The organism is Intrasporangium sp. (assembly GCF_035688975.1).
Classification (GTDB): Bacteria; Actinomycetota; Actinomycetes; order Actinomycetales; family Dermatophilaceae; genus CALMNV01.
Map to the genome: position 1 here is coordinate 1 of NZ_DASSMH010000145.1, position 24,265 is coordinate 24,265.

The 24,265-nt window shown below is 70.0% G+C and carries 24 protein-coding genes and 1 pseudogene; 11 read left to right on the plus strand and 14 right to left on the minus strand.

Annotation, left to right across the window (positions count from 1 at the left end; all coding sequences use genetic code 11):
- Positions 1 to 212: pseudogene (locus VFJ94_RS15200) on the minus strand (hypothetical protein); the annotation flags it as partial.
- A 141-nt stretch (positions 213 to 353) separates the two neighbouring features.
- On the opposite strand from VFJ94_RS15200, the gene VFJ94_RS15205 reads away from it, so the two are divergent.
- A complete protein-coding gene (locus VFJ94_RS15205) occupies positions 354 to 1,211 on the plus strand; it encodes an aldo/keto reductase (protein WP_325005069.1) in 858 nt (285 codons plus the stop codon).
- A gap of 43 nt (positions 1,212 to 1,254) precedes the next feature.
- Here the strand turns inward: VFJ94_RS15205 and VFJ94_RS15210 are convergent, their stop codons facing one another.
- Positions 1,255 to 1,851: a hypothetical protein gene (locus tag VFJ94_RS15210; RefSeq protein ID WP_325005070.1), complete on the minus strand. Its 597-nt coding sequence runs from the start codon at positions 1,849 to 1,851 to the stop codon at positions 1,255 to 1,257.
- Between the two features lie 231 nt (positions 1,852 to 2,082).
- On the opposite strand from VFJ94_RS15210, the gene VFJ94_RS15215 reads away from it, so the two are divergent.
- Positions 2,083 to 2,583 (plus strand): thioesterase family protein, encoded by a 501-nt coding sequence (locus VFJ94_RS15215; protein WP_325005071.1) that lies wholly within the window; start codon positions 2,083 to 2,085, stop codon positions 2,581 to 2,583.
- 21 nt (positions 2,584 to 2,604) lie between these two features.
- On the opposite strand, the gene VFJ94_RS15220 is transcribed toward VFJ94_RS15215, so the two are convergent.
- On the minus strand, positions 2,605 to 3,654 hold the full coding sequence (locus tag VFJ94_RS15220) for an MBL fold metallo-hydrolase (RefSeq protein ID WP_325005072.1): 1,050 nt from the start codon (positions 3,652 to 3,654) through the stop codon (positions 2,605 to 2,607).
- A gap of 145 nt (positions 3,655 to 3,799) precedes the next feature.
- Between VFJ94_RS15220 and VFJ94_RS15225 the strand changes: the two genes are divergently transcribed.
- The 4 genes from VFJ94_RS15225 (at position 3,800) to VFJ94_RS15240 (ending at position 7,787) form a co-directional block, all read left to right on the plus strand.
- Positions 3,800 to 4,594 carry an enoyl-CoA hydratase-related protein gene (locus tag VFJ94_RS15225; RefSeq protein WP_325005073.1) on the plus strand — a complete coding sequence of 265 codons (795 nt, stop codon included), beginning with the start codon at positions 3,800 to 3,802 and terminating at the stop codon, positions 4,592 to 4,594.
- An 82-nt stretch (positions 4,595 to 4,676) separates the two neighbouring features.
- Entirely contained in the window at positions 4,677 to 5,813 is a 1,137-nt protein-coding gene (locus VFJ94_RS15230; RefSeq protein WP_325005074.1) for an acyl-CoA dehydrogenase family protein, read from the plus strand.
- A gap of 33 nt (positions 5,814 to 5,846) precedes the next feature.
- On the plus strand, positions 5,847 to 6,743 hold the full coding sequence (locus VFJ94_RS15235; protein ID WP_325005075.1) for an SDR family oxidoreductase: 897 nt from the start codon (positions 5,847 to 5,849) through the stop codon (positions 6,741 to 6,743).
- Positions 6,744 to 6,776: 33 nt separating this feature from the next.
- Positions 6,777 to 7,787, plus strand: coding sequence for a DUF7064 domain-containing protein (locus VFJ94_RS15240; RefSeq protein WP_325005076.1), 1,011 nt, complete (start codon positions 6,777 to 6,779; stop codon positions 7,785 to 7,787).
- 45 nt (positions 7,788 to 7,832) lie between these two features.
- On the opposite strand, the gene VFJ94_RS15245 is transcribed toward VFJ94_RS15240, so the two are convergent.
- Positions 7,833 to 8,882 carry a nitronate monooxygenase family protein gene (locus VFJ94_RS15245; protein ID WP_325005077.1) on the minus strand — a complete coding sequence of 350 codons (1,050 nt, stop codon included), beginning with the start codon at positions 8,880 to 8,882 and terminating at the stop codon, positions 7,833 to 7,835.
- Positions 8,883 to 8,985: 103 nt separating this feature from the next.
- Between VFJ94_RS15245 and VFJ94_RS15250 the strand changes: the two genes are divergently transcribed.
- Genes VFJ94_RS15250 through VFJ94_RS15260 form a run of 3 tightly spaced genes read left to right on the plus strand, consistent with a single transcriptional unit; the run spans position 8,986 to position 12,489 of the window.
- A complete protein-coding gene (locus VFJ94_RS15250) occupies positions 8,986 to 10,149 on the plus strand; it encodes a 2-hydroxyacyl-CoA dehydratase family protein (RefSeq protein ID WP_325005078.1) in 1,164 nt (387 codons plus the stop codon).
- A gap of 38 nt (positions 10,150 to 10,187) precedes the next feature.
- Positions 10,188 to 11,528 carry a 2-hydroxyacyl-CoA dehydratase family protein gene (locus VFJ94_RS15255; RefSeq protein WP_325005079.1) on the plus strand — a complete coding sequence of 447 codons (1,341 nt, stop codon included), beginning with the start codon at positions 10,188 to 10,190 and terminating at the stop codon, positions 11,526 to 11,528.
- Positions 11,529 to 11,544: 16 nt separating this feature from the next.
- Entirely contained in the window at positions 11,545 to 12,489 is a 945-nt protein-coding gene (locus tag VFJ94_RS15260; protein ID WP_325005080.1) for an acyl-CoA dehydratase activase, read from the plus strand.
- A gap of 2 nt (positions 12,490 to 12,491) precedes the next feature.
- On the opposite strand, the gene VFJ94_RS15265 is transcribed toward VFJ94_RS15260, so the two are convergent.
- Entirely contained in the window at positions 12,492 to 13,373 is an 882-nt protein-coding gene (locus VFJ94_RS15265) for an SDR family oxidoreductase (protein WP_325005081.1), read from the minus strand.
- A gap of 40 nt (positions 13,374 to 13,413) precedes the next feature.
- Positions 13,414 to 15,015: an AMP-binding protein gene (locus VFJ94_RS15270; RefSeq protein ID WP_325005082.1), complete on the minus strand. Its 1,602-nt coding sequence runs from the start codon at positions 15,013 to 15,015 to the stop codon at positions 13,414 to 13,416.
- Positions 15,016 to 15,235: 220 nt separating this feature from the next.
- On the opposite strand from VFJ94_RS15270, the gene VFJ94_RS15275 reads away from it, so the two are divergent.
- The gene (locus VFJ94_RS15275; protein ID WP_325005083.1) at positions 15,236 to 16,033 is read left to right on the plus strand and encodes an SDR family oxidoreductase; all 798 of its coding nucleotides are present in this window, start codon (positions 15,236 to 15,238) and stop codon (positions 16,031 to 16,033) included.
- Positions 16,034 to 16,056: 23 nt separating this feature from the next.
- Positions 16,057 to 16,917 carry a PaaX family transcriptional regulator C-terminal domain-containing protein gene (locus tag VFJ94_RS15280; RefSeq protein ID WP_325005084.1) on the plus strand — a complete coding sequence of 287 codons (861 nt, stop codon included), beginning with the start codon at positions 16,057 to 16,059 and terminating at the stop codon, positions 16,915 to 16,917.
- On the opposite strand, the gene VFJ94_RS15285 is transcribed toward VFJ94_RS15280, so the two are convergent.
- The 8 genes from VFJ94_RS15285 to VFJ94_RS15320 form a co-directional block, all read right to left on the minus strand.
- Entirely contained in the window at positions 16,893 to 17,936 is a 1,044-nt protein-coding gene (locus VFJ94_RS15285) for a phosphotransferase family protein (protein WP_325005085.1), read from the minus strand. The genes VFJ94_RS15280 and VFJ94_RS15285 overlap by 25 nt on opposite strands.
- Positions 17,937 to 17,938: 2 nt before the next feature.
- On the minus strand, positions 17,939 to 18,790 hold the full coding sequence (locus VFJ94_RS15290) for an enoyl-CoA hydratase/isomerase family protein (RefSeq protein ID WP_325005086.1): 852 nt from the start codon (positions 18,788 to 18,790) through the stop codon (positions 17,939 to 17,941).
- A gap of 5 nt (positions 18,791 to 18,795) precedes the next feature.
- Positions 18,796 to 19,614, minus strand: coding sequence for an enoyl-CoA hydratase/isomerase family protein (locus VFJ94_RS15295; protein WP_325005087.1), 819 nt, complete (start codon positions 19,612 to 19,614; stop codon positions 18,796 to 18,798).
- A gap of 58 nt (positions 19,615 to 19,672) precedes the next feature.
- On the minus strand, positions 19,673 to 20,863 hold the full coding sequence (locus VFJ94_RS15300; protein WP_325005088.1) for a CaiB/BaiF CoA-transferase family protein: 1,191 nt from the start codon (positions 20,861 to 20,863) through the stop codon (positions 19,673 to 19,675).
- Between the two features lie 30 nt (positions 20,864 to 20,893).
- Positions 20,894 to 21,586: an ABC transporter ATP-binding protein gene (locus VFJ94_RS15305; protein ID WP_325005089.1), complete on the minus strand. Its 693-nt coding sequence runs from the start codon at positions 21,584 to 21,586 to the stop codon at positions 20,894 to 20,896.
- Positions 21,583 to 22,284: an ABC transporter ATP-binding protein gene (locus VFJ94_RS15310; protein WP_325005090.1), complete on the minus strand. Its 702-nt coding sequence runs from the start codon at positions 22,282 to 22,284 to the stop codon at positions 21,583 to 21,585. Before VFJ94_RS15310 ends, VFJ94_RS15305 begins: the two co-directional genes overlap by 4 nt.
- On the minus strand, positions 22,281 to 23,345 hold the full coding sequence (locus tag VFJ94_RS15315; protein ID WP_325005091.1) for a branched-chain amino acid ABC transporter permease: 1,065 nt from the start codon (positions 23,343 to 23,345) through the stop codon (positions 22,281 to 22,283). Before VFJ94_RS15315 ends, VFJ94_RS15310 begins: the two co-directional genes overlap by 4 nt.
- Positions 23,346 to 23,358: 13 nt before the next feature.
- Positions 23,359 to 24,265, minus strand: a 907-nt coding sequence (locus tag VFJ94_RS15320; RefSeq protein ID WP_325005092.1) for a branched-chain amino acid ABC transporter permease, incomplete at its 5' end; no start/stop codon positions are given.

The following is a 24,265-nucleotide window of genomic DNA, read 5'->3' on the forward strand; positions in this document are numbered from 1 at the left end:
AGCGGGCCGGTGAGGTCGAGGGCGCCGGCGGTGAGCTGCAGCGTGACCAGATATGACACGACCGCGCCCGCCGTGAGCCGCAGCACCGTCATCAGCGTGGGCCGCAGCCGCCCCGGCACGTCGCGCCAGCGGCCCGGGTGGCTGGGCCAGGCCAGTGCTGCCAGCCGGTGCCAGCTCCACCGGCCGAGGAGCGGAAGACCTCTCTCGCTCATCGTCACCCCCTCCCGCGTCAGCCTACGGTCAGCGGTGGGCCTGCCGAGAGCCGGCGGAGCTCGCTGCGCGGCTGGTCCGCCGGCCTCGACATATGCTCACTGCTCGAAGCAGCCACCGGGAGGCGCGAGAGAGGCACACCCATGCAGGCCGTCACGCTCAACAACGGCGTCGAGATGCCCATCGTCGGGTTCGGCGTCTTCCAGATCCCCGAGGACCAGACCCAGGCCGCCGTCGAGGCCGCCCTCGAGGCCGGCTACCGACACCTGGACACCGCCGCCTCCTACGGCAACGAGGAAGCCGTCGGCGCCGCCATCGCCGCGACCGGCCTGCCGCGCGAGGACCTGTTCGTCACCACCAAGCTGTGGATCCAGCACGCGCCCACCGGCAGCGTGGAGGACGAGACGAAGCGGGCCTTCGACAGCTCGCTGCGCCGGCTCGGCCTCGATCACCTCGACCTGTACCTCATCCACCAGCCGCTCGGTGACTACTACAGCGAGTGGCGGGCCATGCAGCAGCTGCATCGGGAGGGGAGGGTCCGGGCGATCGGCGTCTCCAACTTCCACCCCGACCGGCTCATCGACCTGATCGACCACAACGAGATCACCCCCGCGGTCAACCAGATCGAGACGCACCCGTTCCACCAGCGCGCCACAGACCAGGAGCTGATGCGCGAACGCGGCGTCCAGATCGAGTCCTGGGGGCCGTTCGCCGAAGGCCGCAACAACCTGTTCACCAACCCCACGCTCAGCTCCATCGCCGAGGCACACGCCAAGTCCGTCGCCCAGGTCGTCCTCCGCTGGCTCGTCCAGCGGGAGGTCGTGGTCATCCCCAAGTCCGTGCGGCCGGACCGGATGGCCGAGAACCTCGACATCTTCGACTTCACGCTGACCGATGACCAGATGAGCAAGATCGCCACCCTGGACACCGGCGCCAGCCTGTTCTTCGACCACCGCGACCCCGCCATGGTCAGCTGGCTCGGCGGGCGGAGGATCGACTGACGCCAATGGCACCGATCTGCGCTGCGCCGCCCAGGATGCGCACTCACGCCTGCCTGCGGGAGACGGCGTCGAGCAGCGCGGCATACGCCGCCACCAGGGCGCGCCGCTCAGCGCCCATGAGCGGGTCGTCGAGCTGACAGCCCGCGGCGACCCAGGCGTCCGAGAGGTCCATGGCCTCGGCGCGCCACCGGGCGGCGTCCACCACCGTCGCCGGCGGGGCAGCGTACACGTGGGAGTAGAGGTCGACCAGGGCCTGCTCGAGCTCGTCCCTCCCCACGGACGGGTCGTGCTGGTGCGCCCGGTGCACGCGCCACCACCCGACCTCGAGCTCGGCGGCGCGGGCCGGATCGAGCCTCAGGTCGGAGTGGGCGGCCACGAGCTCGTAGAACCGGCGCATCGATCGGCGAGCGGCGCCCGGGTCGTTGTCGGGAAAGGGCGCCCACGCCTGGTTGGCCCGCAGCACGTGCCAGGCCCCGACCAGCGTGAGGCGCGGTCCCAGGCCGAAGCCCTCGCCCACCAAGCCGACGAAGGCCCGCAACGCTCGTAGCCACTCATGCCGGTAGTAGCGTGCCCAGGCGTCGGTCTCGAGCCGCCCGAGCGCGACGGGGTCGAAGTCGCGGGGGCTGTGTCGAGCGCGCATGGCCCACCTGGCTTCCCGTCCGCCCGACGGGTCAGGTCGCAGCCGCCTGCCCCTCCACCGGGCCCCGACCTTGAGGATAGTGCTCGGCGAGGGCATGCGGCGGGCCGGGCGTCGAACGCCGGGGACGACTGTGTCGCGCAGCTCGGCAAGCCCTTCTAGCCTGACGGCATGACCATAGAACCAATCGTGACGGCCACCCGGGCAGCCCTGTTCCGGGGGGTGTGACTCGTCATGTCGAGCCTCCAAGTGACCGCCGGGCAGGTGCGGGCCCTGCCGTGCGCACATGAGCAGGTCGTCCCGTCGGACTTCGCGGACGCCAACGGCCACATGAACATCGTGCGCTACATGCAGCTGCACAACGACGCGGCATGGAAGTACATGCACCACTTCGGGCTCGGCGAGGAGCACGCGGCAGACAGCTCGGCGGGCAGCTTCGAGGTGGAGCAGCACCTGCGCTACCTGCGCGAGGTCCACGTGGGCGACGTCGTGGCCGTCCACGTCCGCATGCTCGGCCGCTCGGAGAAGGCCCTGCACGTCATGCAGTTCCTCGTCAACGTCAGCCGCAACGAGCTCGCGAACACCTTCGAGTCGCTGAGCCTCAGCGTCGACATGGCCACGCGGAAGGTCGTGCCCTACCCACCCCACGTCGCCGACCTGCTCGACGCCCGGCTCCGCATCGACCAAGCCCTGGACTGGCCGGTTCCGGTCGTCTCGGCGATGGGCCCGCGATGACGCCGACACCACCCGCGTCGCTCAGCTGGTCCGTCCACCCGTCTCGAACACGACCGGCCCGGAGTCACCGCCAGACCTCGCGAGCCGGCCGCGCTCGGCGAGGACCTCGAGGTGCCAATAGGTCTCGAGGATCGCGAGCATCCGGTTGAAGTCGTCGAGCTCGTCGAGGCGGCGCCCACGTCCGGTCCACGTGAGGCATCGCGCGACCTCGTGGGCCGTGGCCGCCCCCGAGGCGACGGCCGTCAACGTCGCGTCCAGACGGTCGTCGTGGTGCGCGAGGAGCTCGTCGACCCGTTCATGGACACTGGCACCGACCGCACCGTGCCCGGGCAGCATGGTCGCGTCCGGCATCGTCTTGAGCAGGTGGAGCGAGGCGAGGTAGTCGCGCAGGGGCGAGGAGGGCGGCACCTGCTCGAAACCGATGGACGGTGTGATGTGCGGCAGGACGTGGTCACCCGTGAAGAGCAGCTGATGCGCCTCGTCGTGGAAGATGAAGTGCCCCCGGGTGTGGCCTGGGGTGTGGATGGCCGTCATCGACCGATCGCCGAGGTCGAGCTGTTGCCGGTCCGCGACCCAGACATCGGGCATCGGCCAGTCGCTGCGGTCGAAGGGCGCGTCCATGGTGCCCATGACCTCGGCGAGGTCGGGGGCGCCCGAGCGGATCAGCAACTCGCGCTGCGGCACGACGTCCCAGGGCTCGCGGCGCTGCAACGCCTCCATGTTCACGCGCTCCGGCTCACCCAGGGTCAGCCGCGCACCGAAGCGGCGCCGCAGGGCCGCCGCCATCGTGTAGTGGTCGCGGTGGGCATGGGTGACGAGGAAGTCGGTGACGTCGCCGATCCCGAGGCCGAGCTCGTCGAGCCCGTCCACGAGCTCGGCCTCGGCGCGCTCGATGGCCCACCCGGCGTCGAGCAGCATGACCCGCTCCCGGGAGCGGAGGACATACACGTTGACGGCGCGCAGCCCATCCATCGGCAGGGACAGGGGGAGACGATGCACACCGGGCGCCACCTCCACCGAGCCGGGCTCGTGCCAGCACCGCCAGTCAAGGTCCTCGGCAGGCTCTGTCATGAGATCGAGTATCCCCCGTCCGCGTTGAAAACGACCGCCCAGCGCAGTATATTGCTCATACGGTTGGACCAAATGCTAGCAGCACCACTGCCTCGCCGCACCGGCCCGTCCCGGCGCTCCCACACGGAAGGACCCGCCTAGTCACATGACTGACTTCACGGACATCACCTATGAGGTCGACAACGGTCTCGCCTGGATCACCATCAACCGTCCCGAGCGCTACAACGCCTTCCGCGCCCACACCGTCGACGAGCTCGTGCTCGCCTTCAAGAGGGCGTGGGGCAGCGACGACGTCGGGGTGATCTGCCTCACCGGCGCCGGCGACAAGGCCTTCTGCTCCGGCGGTGACCAGAAGCAGCGAGCCGAGACGGGAGACTACGGCCCCTCGCAGAGCGGGCTCTTCGAGGTCGAGGCGCTGCACCGCGTCATGCGTGACGTGCCGAAGCCGGTCATCGCGGCCGTCAACGGCATCGCCATCGGTGGCGGCCACGTGCTGCACGTCCTCGCCGACCTCACGATCGCGGCCGACACCGCGACGTTCGGCCAGAACGGCCCACGCGTCGGCTCCTTCGACGCGGGTCTCGGCTCGGGGTATCTCGCTCGCGTCGTCGGAGAGAAGCGCGCCCGCGAGATCTGGTTCATGCTGCGCCGCCTGAGCGCGCAGGAGGCGCTGGACTGGGGCCTCGTCAACAAGGTCGTCCCGGCGGAGCAGCTCAGGGCCGAGGTCCGCGCGTGGGCGGACCACATCCTCCAGTTCTCCCCCACCGCCCTGAAGGTGCTCAAGCAATCCTTCAACAGCGACACCGAGCACTTCGTGGCCATCGGCAACATGGCCTACACGACCCTCAAGATGTTCAGCGAGTCGGCGGAGGCCAAGGAGGGCATCGCCGCCTTCAACGAGAAGCGCCAGCCAGACTTCTCCCGCTTCCGCGGCAACTGAGCAGAGCCAGCGACCGGGTCGGCGGGCTCGTCGAGCCACCGCGCCGGCGCGACCCCTTCCCCGTCGAGAGATTGGTGCCCACATGCGGTTCACCGACGAGCAGCGAGAGTTCGCGGCCGCCGTCCGGGGCTTCTGCAGCAGCAACTGCAAGACCCTCCAGCAGCGCGACGCCCTCACCGAGAACGGCACGCTCGCCAACAGCCCGGTCGTGCTCGACAAGCTCGCCGGCCTCGGCTGGCTCGCCGTCTCGCTCCCCGAGGAGTACGGCGGCGGCGGCGCGGGCATGGTCGAGGAGGTCATCTTCCTCGAGGAGACCGCACGCGGCCTCGCCCCCATCACGGCATACTCGACCGGCCTGACCGCCGCCCAGACCTACCTGCGCTACGGGACGGAGGAGCAGAAGCGCACCATCGTGACGAACATGGCGTCCGGCAAGCTCGAGGCGATCTCGCTGAGCGAGCCGGGGGCCGGCTCGGACCTCGGCGGGGTCCGGATCAAGGCCGAGCTCGTGGGTGACCACTACGTCATCAACGGGCAGAAGACGTGGTGCTCGGCCGCCCACGTCGCCGAGCACATCCTCCTGCTGGCGCGCACCGACACCTCGGGCTCGAAGCACCAGGGGCTGACGCTCTTCATGGTGCCCGCGGACATCGAGGGCCTCGAGATCCGCGGGATCGAGACCATGGAGGCGCGCACCGTCAACGACCTGTTCTTCACGAACGTCACGGTGCCCGTCTCCTCGGTCGTCGGGGAGGTCAACCAGGCATGGAGGCACCTCATGCGCGGCCTCGCGGTGGAGCGGGTCATCATCGCCGCCATGTCCCTCGGCGCGGCCGAACGCTCGCTCGACGACGTCATCGCCTACGTCAAGGAGCGCGAGCAGTTCGGCCGCACGATCAGCAGCTTCCAGGCGATCCGGCACCGCATCGCCAACCTGGCGACGGAGATCGCGGCCAGCCGTGCCTTCGTCTACGACATCGCGGCCGGCATCGACGCGGGCGAGGAGGACAACCTCTCGACCGAGTCGTCGATGGCCAAGCTCAAGTGCACCGAGCTCGCCAAGGCGACCGCGCTCGAGGCGATGCAGATGATGGGCGGCTATGGCTACGCCCGCGAGTACGGCATGGAGGAGCAGGTTCGCAAGGCGCTCGCCCCGCCGATCTACGGCGGCACGAACGAGATCCAGCGCGAGATCATCAGCAAGAACCTCGGTCTCTGACCGGTTCGCCACACAGCCCGAGAGGACCCGTGCATGACCACCTCCCCCTTCCGCTCCGACCTCCTCGCCGGCGGGCGGGTCCTGATCACGGGCGGCGGCACCGGCCTCGGAAAGGGCGTCGCGAGGCACCTCGTCGAGCACGGCGCGCAGGTGCACCTCTGGGGACGGCGACCGGCCGTGCTCGAGGAGGCTGCGGCCGAGGCGTCCACCAACCGACCCGGCTCGATCCACACGCAGACGGTCGACGTCCGCCAGGCCGACATGGTGGACGCGGCCATGGACGAGATCTGGTCCCAGCACGGCCCGCTCACTGGTGTCATCAACAACGCCGCGGCCAACTTCATCGCCCCGACCGAGTCACTCAGCCCGCGCGGCTTCGAGGCCGTCTCCTCGACGGTGATGCACGGCTCGTTCAACACGACCCACGCAGCGGGTCGCCGCTGGATAGCCGGCGGTGACAAGGGCGTCGTGCTCTCCACGCTGACCACGTGGATCTGGACCGGCTCGGCCTTCGTCGTCCCCTCGGCGATGGGCAAGGCCGCAGTGCATGCGATGACCATGTCCCTCGCCGTCGAGTGGGCGAAGTACGGCATCCGGCTCAACGCCCTGGCACCCGGACCGATCCCCACGGACTACGCGTGGGAGATGCTCAACCCGACCGACAAGAGCTCGGTCGGCGCGACCCAGGCCGACCAGGTGCCGATGGGTCGCACGGGGACGATCGAGGAGCTCGCCCACCTGACGATCTTCCTGCTCTCCGATGCCTGCGAGTACCTCACGGGTCAGACGATCGCCATGGACGGCGGCCAGATGCTGGCCGGTCCGGGCACCTTCGCCGGCCTCCGCTCGATGTCACCCGAGGACTGGACCGAGGCCAGGGAGCGCAGCAAGGCGGCTAGTGCGGCCAGCAAGTCCCAGCGGGGCGTCTGACCCGCGGCTGAGCGGCATACGAAGGAGTTCACCATGGCGCGCGTCTTCCGGGACGAGCTGGTCACCAGGACCTCACCCGAGCTGCCCGAGCGGTACTTCGACCGCTTCGTCTTCAACCTCCACCGGACCGACGCGGTGACGCCGTCGATCCTCTTCGGCTTCGGTGCCTACCCGCCACGCGACGTCGTCGACGGTTTCGCCATCCTCGTGACGCGCAGCGAGCAGCGCAACGTGCGTTTCTCGACCGAGCTGACCGCGACCGAGGGCGACGGTGCCGGGCCGTTCCGCTTCCAGGTCGTCGAGCCACACGCGACGTGGCACCTGATGCTCGGCCCCAACCCCACGGGAATGGAGTTCGACCTCACGTGGCGGGCGCGCACGCCGGCGTGGTGCGGTGACGTGGCCGTCCACAACGACAACGGGGTGCCGTCGTCGTTCGAGCACCTCGTCCAGTCGGGACTCTACGAGGGGACGCTGACGATCGACGGAGTCACCGAGGACGTCACCGGTTGGTACGGCCAACGCGACCGGTCGCGCGGCGTGCGGACGATGTCCGGCGGGCAGGGCCTGCACGTGTGGTACCAGGCGCAGTTCCCCGACCGGTGCGTCGGCTTCCTCTACGTCGAGGACCGAGCGCACGCGCCCATCCTCCTCGAGGGCGCGGTCATGCACACGAACGGCGAGCTCGACGGAATCGTCGGCGTGAGGCACGACCTCACCTTCGACGACAGCCTCGACCTGCGGTCGGGCACGGTCGAGGTCACGACCGCGAGCGGTCAGGTCTACCGGATCGACGCAGACGCCTCCGCACGCGGCTCGTACATGTCCGGCGGCTGGTACGGCGGACAGCACGGACGGCCCATGGGACGCGACCACGAGGAGCACGACGTCTACCCGTTCGACGGGAGCATCTCTCCCAGGACGCTCGACTCTGCCCTGACCGACCGGCTCGCGAAGTTCACCTGGGACGGCATCGACGGCTACGGCATCTTCGAGTTCGCCCACAGCAGGAGCAGCAGGTACACCTACCGGCCCTCGCTCTGAGCCCCGCATCCCGGGCGCGCGTCGGCCATGCCGGTCACGGCCGGCTCAGGGAGCGCCCTGGGTGGTGAGGCGAGAGGCCAGGTCACGCAGGATCCGCGCAGCCTCCTCGGCCATCCTCGGGACGAACTCGGCGACGGTGACGAGACTGGAGATGCCCGAGGCCACCTGCCCGGTGAGGACGAGGCTGCCCCGCACGTCGCCCTCGGCCTGGGCACGCTGCATGGACTCGATCTTGGCGCGCGTCAGCTCCACGACGTCGGAGACCTCGCCGTCGGCGGCGTCGCGATGCCCGAGCAGTCGCTCGGAGGCCTCGTTGCGCAGGCCCCGGCAGGGTCCGTAGACGCCGTCGAACGCCACGTCGTCACCCTCCTGCGCGTCGAGTAGGGCCTGGAGGTATGCCGGGTGCCAGTCGGTGTTGTCCGTGCTCGTGATGAAGCGAGTCCCCATGGCCACGCCGTCGGCCCCCATGGCGAGCGCTGCCGCGAGGCCCCGGCCGTCGCGCGCGCCGCCGGTGAGCAGGACGGGGACGTCGACGGCCTCGGTGACGCTGGGGATGAGGACGAACGTGTGCACGGCCTTGCTCGGCGCGTGACCACCCATCTCGAACCCGGCGGCGATGACGACGTCGACCCCGGCCTCGGCGGCCTTGACCGCCTGCCGTGTCGAGCCGACCTTGTGCTGGTGCACCATGCCCGCGGCCTTGATCCGCTCGATGTAGTCCCCCGGGAAGCCCGCCGAGGTGGTGAGGACGGTCAGCCGCCGGGCCACCGCGTCGTCCGCGCGCCGCGCGTCGAGCACGGTCCGGATGTAGGCGTCGGTGAAGGGCAGGACCCGGCCTCGGCCATCCACGCCCACCGGGATGTTGACGGCGAACGGACGGTCGGTCAGGCCCGCGCACTCCTCGATGTGGTCGCGGAAGGTGCGTGCCCCTGCGGCGATGTCCTCGGGCATCCCGGGCATCGACACCGTTCCGAGCCCGCCGGCGTTGGAGACGGCAGCCGCCAGCTTGGGGGTCCCGAACGGCCCGAGCCCCTCCTGGACGATCGGGTGATCGATCCCGACGAGCTTCGTGTAGCGGTTGGTGATGGCGGGCACGGACGCTCCTTCGTTTGGTCTGACCGCAGGTTACTCTACATCTATTGTGTTCAAGGAACGCCTTCCGTAGACTTTGCATGACGGGCCGAGAGAGGATCACGCGATGACGTCCCCCCTGAACCGACTGACCGAGGTTGCTGCGGACCCGGATCGCTATGTGGCCGAGTGGAAGCAGGCCCACCCCGGCCGCCAGGTCGCCGGAGTCCTGCCGATGAACTTCCCGGAGGAGCTGCTGCACTCCGCGGGCTTCCTGCCCGTCGTGATCCAGGAGAACAACGACCCTGACACCCACGGGCGCGCCATCCTCGCCGAGTTCTACTGCGGCTACACCCGCAACCTCGCCGACCAGGCCGCCAAGGGCAAGCTCGGCATCTACGACGCCTACTTCGTGGCCGACCATTGTGTCCAGCTCCTCGGCGCCGCCGACGTCATGCGCTTCACCTCGCCGCAGACCCCGATCTACTTCGGTCAGTTCATCGCCTCGATGAGCGAGCCCTCGACCCGGGTGAAGGTGCGCACCGAGCTGGACCGCATCGTGGCCGAGGTCGAGCGCAGTGCCGGCGGGCCCGTCGACCCGGACCGGCTAGCCGAGAGCATCCGCCTCTACAACCGGGACCGGATGCTGCTGCGCGAGGTCTTCGACGCCCGCCGCCGGGGCCGGCTGCACCTCCCTTCCAAGGACGTCCAGAGCCTCGTCAAGTCCTCGATGGTGATGGACAAGGCGGAGCACGTCGCCCTGCTCGAGCAGCTGCTCACCGAGGGCATCGAGTCCCGCGACCCGCACGCGCGCGTCCGCCTTCACCTCTCGGGCCACTTCTGCCACGCCCCGAAGCGGGAGCTGCTCGAGCTCATCGAGGACTGCGGCGCCGAGATCGTCGACGACGACCTCTACCACGGGCGTCGCTACATCACGACCGACGTGCGCGAGGACCTCGACCCCGTCGACGCGCTGGCCGAGTGGTACTTCGACCGCAACGTCAACGTCCCGTGCCCCACCCGCGTGCAGCACGACGCCGACTGGGACACCTACCTCAGGGACGCAGTGGGCGAGAGTGGCGCCGACGGCGTCGTCATCCTGATGGCGAAGTTCTGCGAACCGCACATGCTGCTCTACCCGGAGCTGCGCACGATGATGGACGAGCGCCAGATCCCCTACCTGCTCATCGAGACGGAGCATGAGGGCCTCCCGCTGGAGTCCATCCGCACCCGGGTCGAGGCGCTCGTCGAGCGCATCTCCCGACGGACCAGGATCCCTGCGGCCGTCTGACGGTCCACGCGGCACGACACACCAAGGGAGCGCAGACAATGACGACGCAGACCGGCAGCACCGTCACGCGGATGCAGGCCACCCTCGACGGCGGCAAGATGATCGCGGACTACTGGGACAACATCTTCACCGCCCGGGAGCGCGGCAAGCAGGTCGTCTGGTACAACGGCTCGGCCCTCAACCCGATCTTCCAGGCCGCCGGCCTGGAGTGGTGCCACGGGGAGGCGTTCTCGGCCCGGCTCGCGGCGCTGCACCTGGAGGGTCCAGCGCAGCTGGCGGGCGCCGAATACGGCTACATCAACGAGCTGTGCTCGTATTCGCGCACGCACCTCGGCTGCGCGGTCCTCAGCAACGGCGGTGGCCCCGCCCCCGGATCGGAGACCGGGGTCGTCGACGCCGTCGACCAGCAGGCCCTGGCGAGCAGGCTGCCGAAGCCAGACTTCTTCGTCAACGCCTACTCCGGCTGCAGCACGGGGCAGCAGTGGGACGAGGTGACCTATCGCGTCTTCGGCAAGAGCGTGCCCATCTTCAACGTGTCCATCCCGTTCCTCTGGGGCAACCGCCCCGACTCGACCTACATGGGCGGGCAGGAGTGGGACGAGGCCACCGACTACGTCGTGGGCCAGCTGCGGGAGCTCATCACCTTCATCGAGGCCCAGACCGGCCGTCCCTTCGACTGGGACGCCCTCTCCGAGAGCATGGCGTACATTCGGCGCGCCTCGGAGCTGCGCCTCGAAGGCATGGCCCTGTGTGCCAGGAAGCCGACGCCGGCCACCTACTGGGACTGGATCGCGAGCGTCGCCCACATCAACTTCCTGCCGGGCGACCAGGCGCTCGTCGACTACTTCACCTCGGTCCGCGACGAGGTCCAGGCCCGGGTCGACACCAACGTGTCGGCACTGCAGCACGAGCGGTACCGGCTCTACTTCGACGGCATCATGAACTGGAACAAGCTCGGCTGGCTCGCCAAGCGCTTCGCCGAGTACGACGCGGCGGTCATCGCGGGCCGCTACACGCACTCCTCCTTCTGGCAGGAGCCGCACCTCATCGATCCCGAGGACCCGCTGCGGGGCATGGCCCAGCACTACCTGCTGTGCCCGATCAACCACAGCCTCAAGACCCTCGACCACCTGACACGGCGCGACTGCGAGCGCTTCGACATCGACGGGCTCGTCTTCCACTCGACGCGGACGTGCCGGGCGTTCACCAACCCGCAGACGATGCTGGCGTCCTCCGCACGCGAGCACCTCGGCATACCCGCGATGTTCTTCGAGGGCGACGTCGCCGACGCGTCGTTCTACAAGGACGACATCCTCGAGGGCCGGCTCGTCGCGATGCTCGAGAGCATCGACGTGCGCCGGGCGAAGGCGGGCGTCTGATCCCGATGGAGCACTCATGAGCCTGCACACCATGGGAGTCGACCTCGGTTCGACGACGGCCAAGGCGGTCGTCGTCGACGAGGGCGGCGAGATCGTCGCGCACCGCGTGGTCCAGATGGGCGCCGTGAGCCGGCGGGGCGTCACCGCCGCGATCGAGGCCGTCCTCGATGCGGCCCGGCTGGAGCGGCGCGACCTCGACCACGTCGTCGCGACGGGATACGGCCGGCGCCTCGTGCCCGACGTCGACCGGACGTTCACCGAGATCACCTGCCATGCACGCGGCGTCGCGGCGATGTGCCCCGGCGCGGCCCTCGTGATCGACATCGGGGGCCAGGACAGCAAGGCCATCCGCGTCGACTCGGCGGGACTCGTCGACACCTTCGCGATGAACGATCGCTGTGCGAGCGGCACGGGCCGGTTCTTCGACGTCCTCGCTCGCGCGCTGGAGTGCGAGCTGACCGACCTCGACGACCTCGCCCTGACGGGCACCCACGACCTCGAGGTGAGCAGCATGTGCGCCACCTTTGCCGAGACCGAGATCATCTCCCTCCTCGCGGAGGGTGCGCCGCCCACCGACATCGCCGCATCGGTCCATCGGGCGGTGTGCTCGCGCACGATCGGGCTCGTGTCCCAGGTCGGCCGAGCCACTCCCGTCATCATGACGGGTGGGGTCGCGCGCAGCCGCGCCGCGGTGCGCTTCCTCTCCGAAGCCTTGCGCGCCCCGGTCCAGGTGCCGTCCGAGCCGCAGATCAGCGGGGCCTACGGCGCCGCCCTGCTCGGTCTCGAGGCCCTGCGTGGGCAGGCCACAGTCGTGGGTCAGGCCGTCGACCGCGAGCACGTCCACACCGGCAGCCGGGCAACGGGCCACGACTGCACCAGGTGCAGCGTGGGCGGGGGCACGTACCGACCCGTCGACGTCGAGCTGTGGACCTCCTCGATCGCAGCAGACCGGCGCCCCTGATCTCAGGAGGAGTAGGTGGTGCCCTCCAGCACCGCGGGCGGCTTGGCCAGGTGGAAGCCGTGGAACGCCTTCGTGTTGTTCGAGCCCCGCAGCGGCCAGCCTCCCCGCCAGTTCGGCGTCCCCCCGTCGACCCGCAGGCACGAGCCGGTCACGTAGGCGGCGGCCGGTGAGAGCAGGTAGACGATGCCCGCCGACACCTCGGACTCGGTGCCGAAGCGGCGCAGCGGGATGACGGGCACGGCGTGCTCCCGGAAGTAGGCGCGGTCCTCCTCGGTGTACGTGTCGAAGCCACTCGAGGCGATGCCGCCCGGGGCCAAGGCGTTGACCCGGATGCCGTGCTCAGCCCACTCACCGGCCGCCGTCTCGGTCAGCGTGAGCATGCCGCCGCGGGCGGCCCCCGAGTGGCCCATGCCGGGCCATCCATGCCAGATGTCGGCGATGATGTTGACGATCGCGCCCCCGTGGTCGGCCATCCACTGGTTGACCGTCTCACGCATCATGATGAACCCGCCGGTCAGGTTGTTGCGCACCACGGCCTCGAAGCCCTTGGTGCTGATGTTCTTCAGCGGTGACTTGTACTGTCCCCCAGCGTTGTTCACAAGCGCATCGATCCGGCCGTGGTCCGCCAGAACCGTCGACACCGTGGCCCGGACTGCCTCCTCGTCCCGGATGTCGCAGACGAGCGCCGAGCACGACCCGCCGTCGGCTCGGATCTCCTCGGCGACGGCGTCGAGCTTGTCCCGGGTGCGCCCCGTGACGACGACGTGCGCGCCGAGGTGGGCCAGCTCGTGGGCAGTGCACCGGCCGAGGCCGCTACCTCCTCCGGTGACGATGATGGTCTGTCCGTCGAAGAGACCGCGGGCATAGATCGACTGGTAGGGCATCTCACTCCTCGGGGGTCGGTGGTTGGCTGGCGCGCGTCCGTCAGCGGCGTCCCAGCTCTGCGCCCACGCGCCAAGCGCCGGTCTCACGCTCGACGAAGCCGAGCGTTCCGTCGGCCGCCTGCTCGCGCAGCACGAACTTCTGGGTCTTGCCCGTCGGCGTCATTGGCAGCGCGTCGACGAACGTCCAGTAGACGGGCACCTTGTGGGCGGCGATCTGCCCGCGGAGGAACTCCGTCAGCTCGTCGACCGTCGGCCGCTCGGCACCGCCTCGGATCGTGACGACGGCGGCCACCTGCTCGCCCCACTTCTCGTCCGGGACACCGATGACTGCGGCGTGCTCGACAGCGGGGTGGTCGGTGAGCGCGCCCTCGATCTCGGCCGGGTAGAGGTTCACGCCGCCACGGATGATCATGTCCTTCACGCGGCCGCTGACCCGCAGGAAGCCGCGCTCGTCCATCGAGCCGATGTCTCCCATGTGGAGCCAGCCGTCCGCGTCGAGGGCGGCGGCGGACTCCTCCGGCATGTCGTAGTAGCCACGCATGACCTGGTAGCCGCGGACGCAGATCTCGCCGGTCTCCCCGACTGGGACGGGCTCGCCGGTGACGACGTCCGAGATCTTGACCTCGAGCTGGGGCAGCGGTTGGCCGACGGTGTCGGCCTGGTCCTCGGGTGCGTCCGTCACGCGTGTCTGGCTGATGACCCCGTGCGCCTCCGTCTGGCCGAAGAGGATGCTGAACTGGCAGTCGAGGAGGCCGATGGTCTTGCGCACCAGGGACGCCGGGACCGCTGAGGCGCCACTCATGATCGTCTGCAAGCTCGACAGGTCGCGCTGCTCACGGTCCGGGTGGTTGAGCATCGCGATGAGCATCGTCGGCACGACGAGGGTGTGCGTGCCCCGGTAGGTCTCGAAGGCCTCGAGGAGCTGACCCGGGTCGAATGCCGGGAGGATGACGAAGGTGCCACGCTTGGCCCACGCGCCGAAGGAGGTCACGGCCCCGCCGCCGATGTGATACATCGGCATCGCGTTGACATAGATGCCGCCGTCCGCCATGCCGGCTCGCTCGGCCACGAAGGTCGCCTCGTTGACGAGGCCCAGGTGGTGGAGCATGGCGCCCTTGGGGAAGCCCGTCGTGCCGGATGTGTACTGGACCTGGACGAGGTCGTCAGGGGAGACCTCGGGCAGGTCGCGGGCCGGGTCGCCGCTGGCGAGGAAGGAGTCCCAGCCGGAGAAGGAGATGACCTCGCGCAGCTCGGGCAGCTCGAGCCGGATCTCGTCGATCATCGCCCGCATGTCGAAGCCGCGGTACTCCTCGACGAGGATGATGCCGGCGGCCTTGGACTGCCCGAGCACGAAGGAGACCTCACGTGAACGGTATGCCGGGTTGAGCGCGACAAGAACCATCCCTGCCAGGCTGATCCCCTGCTGGGCGATGATCCAGGCGGCGCTGTTCGGCGCCCAGATCGCGATGCGGTCGCCCGGCTCGAACCGCTCGAGCAGTGCTCGGGCGACGCGCTCTGCGTCCGCCAGGAACTGCGCATAGGTCCACTCGCGCCTCGCGGCGCGGTCCTCGACACAGTCGACGAGGGCGACCCGGTCCGGCACAGTCTCGGCCGCGTGACGCAGGAGCTGGCAGACAGTCACCTCACGGACCTCCCCGGCTTCCGCCGGCCAGTGGGACGTCTGCAAGACGGGTCTCGACACCATGGAGAGCACTCCTCGGGGTGATGGGCAGGCACGCAGCCGTGCGCATGTCTGGCCTGCAAATCTATATGGTCCGACCATATTGAGCAAGACGTCTTCGAGAACTGAGGCATGGATCCTGTAGACTGTCCCGGTCGTCCCCAGACTGTCGGAGGTCCTCATGCGCACGGCTCCCTCTCCGCTCGTGCGGGACTTCCCCGACGCTGGAGTCGTCATCGCAGGGGGCACCTCAGGCGTGGGCCTCGCCAGTGCCCTGGGCTTCGTCGACGCCGGCGTCCGCCGCCTCGCACTGCTCGCCCGCAGCCCCGAGCGCGGCGCTGCCGCGCAGGCGGCTGTCCGTGCTCGCTGCGCGGAGGCCGAGGTCCACTTCATCCCCACCGACGCGGACGACCTGGCACAGGTGAGGCACTCGGTCGAGGCCGCCCACCGGGCCCTCGGCAGCATCGACGTCCTCGTCAACTCGATGACCTCGCCCTACCGGCCCGAGCTGCTCCACCGCTTGCCCCTGGAGGACGTGGGCGCCATCCTCACCCGGCAGGCGCTGCCCCCGATGCACCTGACCCGCGTCGTCCTGCCGATCATGCAGGAGCAAGGCGGCGGCAGCATCGTCAACGTCGCCTCCGACGCCGCGAAGGTCGCCACGCCTGGCGAGAGCGTGCTGGGGGCGGCCATGGCCGCCATCGTGATGTTCTCGCGCGTGGCCGCGATCGAGGGCAAGCGCAATGGGGTCCGGGTCAACGTCCTGACGCCGTCCCTGATCGCCGGCACACCGACGGCCGCGAACGTCCTCAGCGACGGCTTCAGCAAGGCCCTCTTCGAGAAGGCCGCCCAGCTGGCGCACCTCGGTGTGGCGGAGCCTGCAGATCTGGCGTCGCTCATCGTCTTCCTCGGCGGACCGGCCTCAGCCCGGCTGACGGGGCAGGCCATCAGCGTCAACGGTGGCATCTCGGCAGCGTGATCCGCCACGGAGGGGAGGCCGTCGTGACGCCTGGCCGCACCGAAGGGTCCGGGTCGGCCCGGTACCGCGCCGCCAGTGGGTCGGTCACGCCCGGCAGCGCCCGCTCGCTGCTCTTCACCATCCTCGGTGAGCTCGTCTGGCCGACCGGCGGCCCGGTCCGCACGGCGACTCTTGTGCACATCCTCAACGGTCTCGGCATCGAGGAGCAGACGGCGAGGCAGGCGATCGCGCGGGCCTCGGCCTCCGACTGGATCCAGGCCGAGCGCCACGGCCGGGAGGTCAGCTGGTCGCTGACGCCGAAGGTGCTCGACATCTTCGTGACCGGGTCCGCCCGGGTGTACTCGCTCAGCCGGCCCTACGAGGACTGGGACGGTCGCTGGCTCGCCGTCATGCCCACCATCCCCCAGTCCCGCCGCACCGCGCGCCGTCCGCTCTATGCCGGCCTCACCTGGGCGGGCTTCGGTGATCCGGCACCGGGTCTGTGGCTGTCACCGCACGTCGAGCGCGCCGATGAAGTCAACTGGCTCATCAAGGAGCTCGACCTCACCGAGCACACCGTCTCGATCGCCGGCACGGTCGAGTCGATCGGCATCTCCCAGGCGGACATCGTCCGGCGCGGCTGGGACCTCGACGCCCTTCGGCGGAAGTACGAGCACGTGCTCGAGCGCATCGAGGGCTTCCGGCCCAAGGGGTCCGAGGAGACCCTGCTGACTCACGTGCGGGCGATGAACGAGTGGCAGGAGTTCCCCCGCACCGACCCGCAGCTGCCCGAGGCACTCCTGCCCGACTGGGTCGGCCGGCAGGTCGCGCGACGCATCGAGCACCTGCGTGCGCAGTGGACCCCCGTCACGCGCCAGCGCTACGCCGAGATCAACGGCGGCTGAGCCAGTCCAGCGGCCTGGTGCGCCGCCCTGAGGAACGCCTCCACGAGGGCGGGGTCGCGGTAGTACTGGTCCCCGACGCCGTCGACCGCCCGCCGGCGGCCGTACTCGTAGAGCACAGCGAGCTTCCACAGGGCTAGAGCGGTGTACCAGTCCAGTCGGGTGAGGTCGGCGCCGGTGTCGGTGGCGTACCGTTCGGCCAGCTCCTCGCGGGTGGGATAGCCCTCCTCGAGGGCCGCGATGCCGAGCTGCTGCGTCGGCGTCAGCGACCCGCCGGCCACGGGGTAGGAGGCGAGGAAGTAGCCGAGGTCGAAGAGCGGGTCACCGATGGTGGCGAGCTCCCAGTCGAGGACGGCCGTGATCCGCCCAGGGACGTCGGCGCCGACGATGACGTTGCCCAGGCGGTAGTCGTTGTGGATGATGGACGCGCCCGACTCGGGCGGCACGTTGGCTCGGAGCCAGTCGTCGATCATCGCGAACTCCTTTGGTGGCTGTCCCTTCTCGTCCGAGACGAGGCGGCCCATCCGGTTGAGGTGTCGCTCGTTGAAGCCCTCGGGCCGTCCCAGGTCGGACAGTCCCGCGGCACGCCAGTCCACCCGGTGCAGGGCCGCGAGTGTGTCGACGAGGGCGAGGCCGATGGCGCGGCGCTCCCGGGGGGACGCGAGGGCGTCGGGCGTCCGCGTCGTGACGACCGGTCCGGCGACATAGCTCATGACGTAGAAGGGCACGTCGATGACCTCGCCCGCCTCGCTCGTCGCGAGCACCTGGGCCACGGGCACGTCGCTCCCTTCGAGGGCACCGACGAGGCGTGCCTCGCGGAGCATGTCGTGCGCGCCCGGCGGGACGGGCGGTGGGGGCGGACGTCGCACCACGACCTGCCGCGTCCCGTCCGACACGAGGAAGGTGAGGTTGGAGTGCCCGTCGCCGATCGGGGTCGCCGTGATCGGACCCGACGTGATGTCGCGCTCGGCCAGGAACGCCTCGAGACGGCGCAGCGTCTCGGGTGTCCAGTCCCAGACCATGGTCAACGGCGCGTGAAGCGCGCAGGGCGCTTCTCGCGGAAGGCGGTCAGCGCCTCGGGCATGTCCGGGCTCCGGGCCAGCAGTGTCTGCCCACGGTTCTCGAGCTCCGAGGCGGCGGCATACGAGGACACCTCCTGGTTGCGCTGGAGGGCGCGCTTGGAGACGTGGACGCCGCCCGGTGAGTTCGAAGCGATCCGCGTCGCAAGGGTGACGGCCTCGGCCATGAGGTCCTCCGTGGGCACGATGCGGTTGGCCAGACCGATCCGGACGGCCTCCTCCGCGTGGACGAGTCTCGCCGTGTAGGCGATCTCGGCTGCCCGACCCGGGCCGACGAGCCGGGTCAGCTGCCACGACGTGCCGAGCTCGCCGACCGACAGTCCGAGCTTGACGAACGCCGCGCTGAACTTCGCGGTGGGGGCGACGAGCCGGATGTCGGCCGCGAGCGCGAGGGCGAGGCCGCCCCCGGCGGCAGCGCCATGGATCGCCGCGATGACGGGGAACGGCAGGTGCCGAATGCCGGCGATGCCACCCGTGGCGAGCTCCTGGAACTGGAGGAACTCGCGCACACCCATCGTCGTGATGACCTCGATCTCGTCGAGGTCGAAGCCGGCGCAGAAGGCCCGCTCCCCCGCGCCGCGCACGATGAGGGCCCGCGCGTCGGTGTCGCGCAACGCGTGGGCGACGGTGTTGAACTCCTCGAACATCTTCACTGTCTGGGAGTTCATCCGGTCAGGCCGGTTGACCGTCATGACGACGATGCCGGCGTCGAGCGGCTCGAGCTCGAGCGTCTCGAGCTCGGGGGGGTCGAAGTTGCGCAGCACGGCGGCCCTTCCGTCGGTGGCGGTGGTGGACATCGCGGTCACCGACCCGTGAAGACGGGAGGGCGCTTCTCCTTGAAGGCCGCCAGGGCCTCGGGCATGTCCTCGCCTTGGGTCAGTAGCGCCTGCCCTCGATTCTCGAGCTCGAGCGCGGCCGCGTACGAGGCGACCTCCATGTTGGCCTGGAGCGCGCGCTTGGACAGCTGTATGCCGCCGGGCGAGTTCGCGGCGATGACCTCCGCCATGGCGATGGCCTCGTCGAGGAGGGACTCGGCCGGGTGGATGTGGTTGAGCAGCCCGGTGCGCTCGGCCTCCTCGGCGTCGATGAGCCCGGCGGTGTAGGCGAACTCGGCCGCCCTACCGGGGCCCATGATGCGCGTCAGCATCCAGGAGGCGCCGAGATCTCCTGCGGACAGCCCGATCCGGACGAAGGCCGCGTTGAAGCGGGCGTTCGGCGAACCGAGACGGATGTCGGCCGCGAGCGCCAGCGAGAGGCCGCCGCCCGCGGCGGCACCGTTGACGGCCGCGATGACGGGGACCCGCAGGGAGCGGATGGCGAGCAGGCCGCGGGCGGCCAGCTCCTGCTGGTCGAGGAACTCCAGGGGGGTCATCGACGGCAGCTCCTCGGCCGCGTCGAGGTCGAAGCCGGCACAGAACGCCCGGCCCGCCCCCGTGATGATGAGGACGCGGAGGTCGTCCTCCTGGCCAAGGGCCCAGGCCAGCTTCTCGAGCTCGCGGAACATCGTGTTGGTCATCGCGTTCATGCGGTCCGGACGGTTGAGGGTGGCCACCGCGATCCCGGGTCTCGCACGCTCCAACCGGATCGTCTCCAGGTCGAGGTCCTTGGGCTGAGTCGTCACGTCGCGCTCCTCACGAGATGGGGTGTCGTGGTGTGGGGTTGGTTCAGTCGCGGCCGGCTCATGACCCATCGGCCCGGTCGGCTGCCGCGCCTGCCTCGAGCCACCGGGTCACGAGGCCCGCGTCGACCCCCCAGCTGGCCAGGGCCTGCGTCGTGTGCTCACCGGGCACGGGCGGGCGACGGTCGACCGTGGCGGGCGTGCGGCTGAAGCGGGGGGCCGGGGCCGGCTGCACGAGCCCGTCGACCTCGATGAAGGTGCCTCTCGCGACATGGTGCGGGTGCTTCGGGGCCTCCAGGGCGTCGAGCACCGGCGAGATGCACGGACTTCGCCCCTCGCCCCGCCGCAGCCACTCGTCGAGCGTGCGGCGCCGGACCGCCTGCGCGAAGGTCTCCTTCAGGAGCGGCCAGGCGCCCTGGTCGTTTTGGTCGGGCAGGTCCTCGGGCAGCTCGAGCAGCTCCACGAGATCTGCGTAGAAGTGTGGCTCCATGGCCCCGACGGCTAGCCATCTGCCGTCCGCCGTCTCGTAGGCGTCGTAGAACGGGGCTCCGGAGTCGACGATGTTCGTGCCCCGCTCGGGGTGCCACTCGCCCGTCTGCGCGTAGCCGTAGAAGCAGGTCCCGAGGAGCGCGGCGCCGTGGACCATGGCGGCGTCGACGACCTGACCCTGACCCGAGCGGGTGCGCTCGAGGAGTGCGGCAAGGATGCCCAGCGCGAGGATCATCCCACCGCCACCGAAGTCACCGGCGAGGGCGAGCGGAGGCGTCGGCGGCTGGCCCTTCCGTCCGATCATCGACAGCAGGCCGCTCAGCGCGACGTAGTTGATGTCGTGCCCGACCGTCTGGGCCAAGGGGCCGTCCTGCCCGTAGCCGGTCATCCGCCCGTAGATGATGCCGGGATTGCGACCGGCGCAGTCGTCCGGGCCGATCCCAAGGCGCTCGGCGACTCCGGGACGGAACCCCTCCATGATGACGTCGGCCCGCTCGACGAGCGAGAGGACGATCTCCGCTCCGTCCGGATGCTTGAGGTCGACCGCGATCGACCGACGGCCCCGGTTGAGCAGCTCGGTGCGGAAGTTCTCGCTCGGGCCCACCAGGGCGGCGCCGGACAGGCGGTCGACGCGGATGATGTCCGCACCGAGGTCCGCGAGCAGCATCGCGCAGAACGGTCCGGGCCCGATCGAGCCCACCTCGACGACCTTGAGGCCAGCGAGGGGGCCGGTGAGGGTGAGGCTCCGGTCGTTCCCGGACATGGCATGCCTTTCGACGGGGAGTGCGCGCGCTCAGAGGGCGATGAGCTCCTGCACCTCGCGCTTGCCGAGGTCGCAGACGGGACCGTCCCCGACAAGCTCCCCCTTGCGCAGCGCGAGGTAGCGGCTCGCGAGCTTCTGGATCATGGCGATGTGCTGCTCGACGAGGAGCAAGGCCGTCCCGGTCTCACGGATCTTCTGGAAGGCGCCGACCAGCTCGTCGATGATGACGGGGGCCAGACCCTCGGTCGGCTCGTCGAGCATGAGCAGCGTGGGTCCTGACATGAGAGCCCGCGCGATCGCGAGCATCTGCTGCTCGCCACCGCTCAGGGCCGTGCCCATCCGGGCGGATCCGCGCCCGAGGTTGGGGAACAGCTCGTAGATGCGCTCGAGCGTCCAGCGGCTCTGCCGGCCGGAGGCCCGCCCGACGAGGATGTTCTCCTCGACCGTGAGGTTGGGGAAGATCCGCTTGCCTTGGGGGACAAGGCTGACGCCGCGCCCGGTCGGCTCGTACCGCTTGCGGCCGACGACCGTGCCACCGATGAGGATCTGCCCCCTCACCTCGGGCACGCCGTACACCGCCATGAGCGCCGTCGTCTTGCCGGCGCCGTTGCGGCCGACGAGACCGACCGTCTCACCCTCCTCGATGGCGAACGACACGCCCTGCAGGACGACCGCCCCGTCGTAGGACGCGCCCACGTCTCGGAACTCGAGCACGGCACTCACGCGGCACTTCCCAGGTAGGCACGCACGACGTCCTCGTTGGCGCGCACCTCGGCGGGGGCGCCCGACGCGAGCACGGTGCCGAGGTTGAGGACGGTGATGGCATCGCAGGTCCGGAAGACGCCGTCGACGTCGTGCTCGACGAGGAGCGCCGCCACGCCGCGGCCCTTGCAGAGGTCACGCACGTGCTCGAGCATCCGCACCGCCTCGTCGGCGACGAGGCCCGCGCACGGCTCGTCGAGCAGGACGACCCTCGGGCCCCCGATGAGGGCCATCGCGAGGTCCACGGCGCGCTGGGTGCCGTACGCGATCTCGCTGCACACGCGGTCGAGCACCGGCCGCAGGCTGAGCGTGTCGATGATGTCGTCGAGGTCAGGCTCCTCGTTGCGCAGCGCAACCATCTCGAGCTGGGTGCGCACCGTCATCGAGTTGAAGACGCTGGTCCGCTGGAAGGAGCGGGACACCCCGTGGTGCCGGCGCCAGCCCACGGGACGGTGCGTGATGTCCTCCCCCTCCAGCGTCACCGTCCCCGAGGTCATCCTGGTCCTGCCGGACAGCGCGTCGATGAAGGTCGACTTGCCCGCCCCGTTGGGCCCGATGACGCCGTGGACGACGCCCGGCTCCAGCGTGATGCCCACGTCGGTCAGGGCCTTGACCGCGCCGTAGCGCACGGTGACCCCGGTGCCCTGGAAGAGCGTCACTTCGTGTCCTCCCTCGTGCCCCGACGGGCCAGGCGGCGGCGTAGGGAGGACAGCCCCCCGAGGATGCCGCCCGGCAGGAACATCAGCACGACGATGAGCGCGATGCCCGTGTAGAGGTGCAGGTTGCCCGACTCGTTGAACCGCGACTGCGCGACGATGTAGAGCAGGGCGCCGAGGACAGGGCCGAGCAGCAGCCCCAGGCCGCCGACGATGGCTGCGATCAGCGCGTCACCGGCCTTGAGGAAGCTGAGCACCTCCGGTGACACGTAGGCCGCGTTGAGCGCGAAGAAGACACCGGCGAGCGAGGCGACGACACCGGAGATGGTGAACGCGAGGACGCGGGGCCAGTAGGTGTTGAAGCCGGAGAAGCGCATCCGCTCCTCGTTCTCCCGGATCCCTTCGAGCACGGTGCCGAACGTGGAGCGGCCGACGGCCCAGAGCGCGAACGTGCTGAGCACCAGGGCGGTCCAGACGACCGGCCAGAAGAGGGCCCCGTTCATCATCTGGGCCACCGAGAGGCCGAGGAAGGTGGCGTCACCGCTGAAGGTGATCTGCAGCCCGTCGAACGCGCCCGTGTACGGGATGGCGATCCGCTGGATGGACAGCTGGTAGAGGGCCTGGCCCAGCGCCAGGGTCAGCATGAGGAAGCCCATCCCTGAGGATCTGACGACGAGCAGCCCCATGAGCAGGGCGAGCGCGGTGCCGCCGGCGAGGCCGAAGAGCGCTGCCATGAGCGGGCTCCAACCCCAGTGCGTAACGGCCATGCCGACGAAGTAGGCGGCGCCGCCGTAGAAGGCGGTGTGTCCGAGGCTGATCAGTCCGAGATGCCGCGCGAGGAAGCCGATCGACAGGGCGAGCATCGCGAGGACGAGGCCGTCGAAGAGCATGCTGATGTAGAACCGGTCGAGGACGATGTACGGGACGGCGAACCCGGCAGCGAGGACGACGGCGGCGATCACCGTGCCGCGGACGGCCAGCCGCTTGCTCAGCCCGAGCCGGAACCCGGCTGGATGGGCGGCCGCGGCTTCGCTCGCGTGGACCTCGGCCGAGGTGGTGTTCATGGCGGCGTTCACCTCACACTCGCTTTCCGGCCAGGCCGGTCGGGCGCCACAGGAGGACCACGACGAGCGCGGCATACGGCACGAGCACGGAGAGGCTGGGGATCCACACCGCCCCGAGCGTCTGGATGATGCCGAGCGCCATCCCGGCGACCATCGCGCCGCCGATGCTGCCCGCACCGCCGATGACGACGACGATGAGGACCGTGATGAGGATGCTGACGCCCATCGCCGGGTAGACGCTGACGTACGGTGCCGCGAGGGTCCCCGAGAGGCCGGCCAGCGCGGCGCCGAGGCACACGACGATGAGGCTGACCCGGTCGACGTTGATCCCGAGGATGCCCGCTGTCTCGACATCGTGACTGGCAGCGCGGATGTGCAGGCCGACGTCACTTCGCCGGATCCACTGGACCAGCGCGAACGCCAGCGCCAGGGCGATGCCGATGATGAGGAGCCGGTAGGTCGGGTAGTCGGTCCCGAGGATAGAGGTCGTCCCATTCAGGCCCGCCGGGGCCTCGACGGCCAGGGTGCGCTCACCCCAGACGAGCACGATGACCCGCTCGAGCACCATGGCGATCCCGAACGTCACGAGCCCCACCTCGATGTGGCTGCGGTGCTGCATCCGTCGGAAGACGACCAGCTCCAGCACGGCCCCGATGACGGCGAGCACGATGGGGGCAACAAGGAGGGCGGCCCAGAAGTTGACGTTCGTGCTGACGCTGTAGGCGACGTACGCGCCCGCCATGTAGAGCGCGCCGTGGGCGAAGTTGGTCACGCCGCGCAGGCCGTAGATCATGGCAAGCCCCGAGCTGAGGATCATCAGGAGTGACCCTTGGGCGATGCCGTTGAGGATCTGGGCGAAGTTCACCACCGGCTCCTTGCGCCAGGTGTCGGTCGCCGACCGGGCCCGGGCCCCGGCGGCG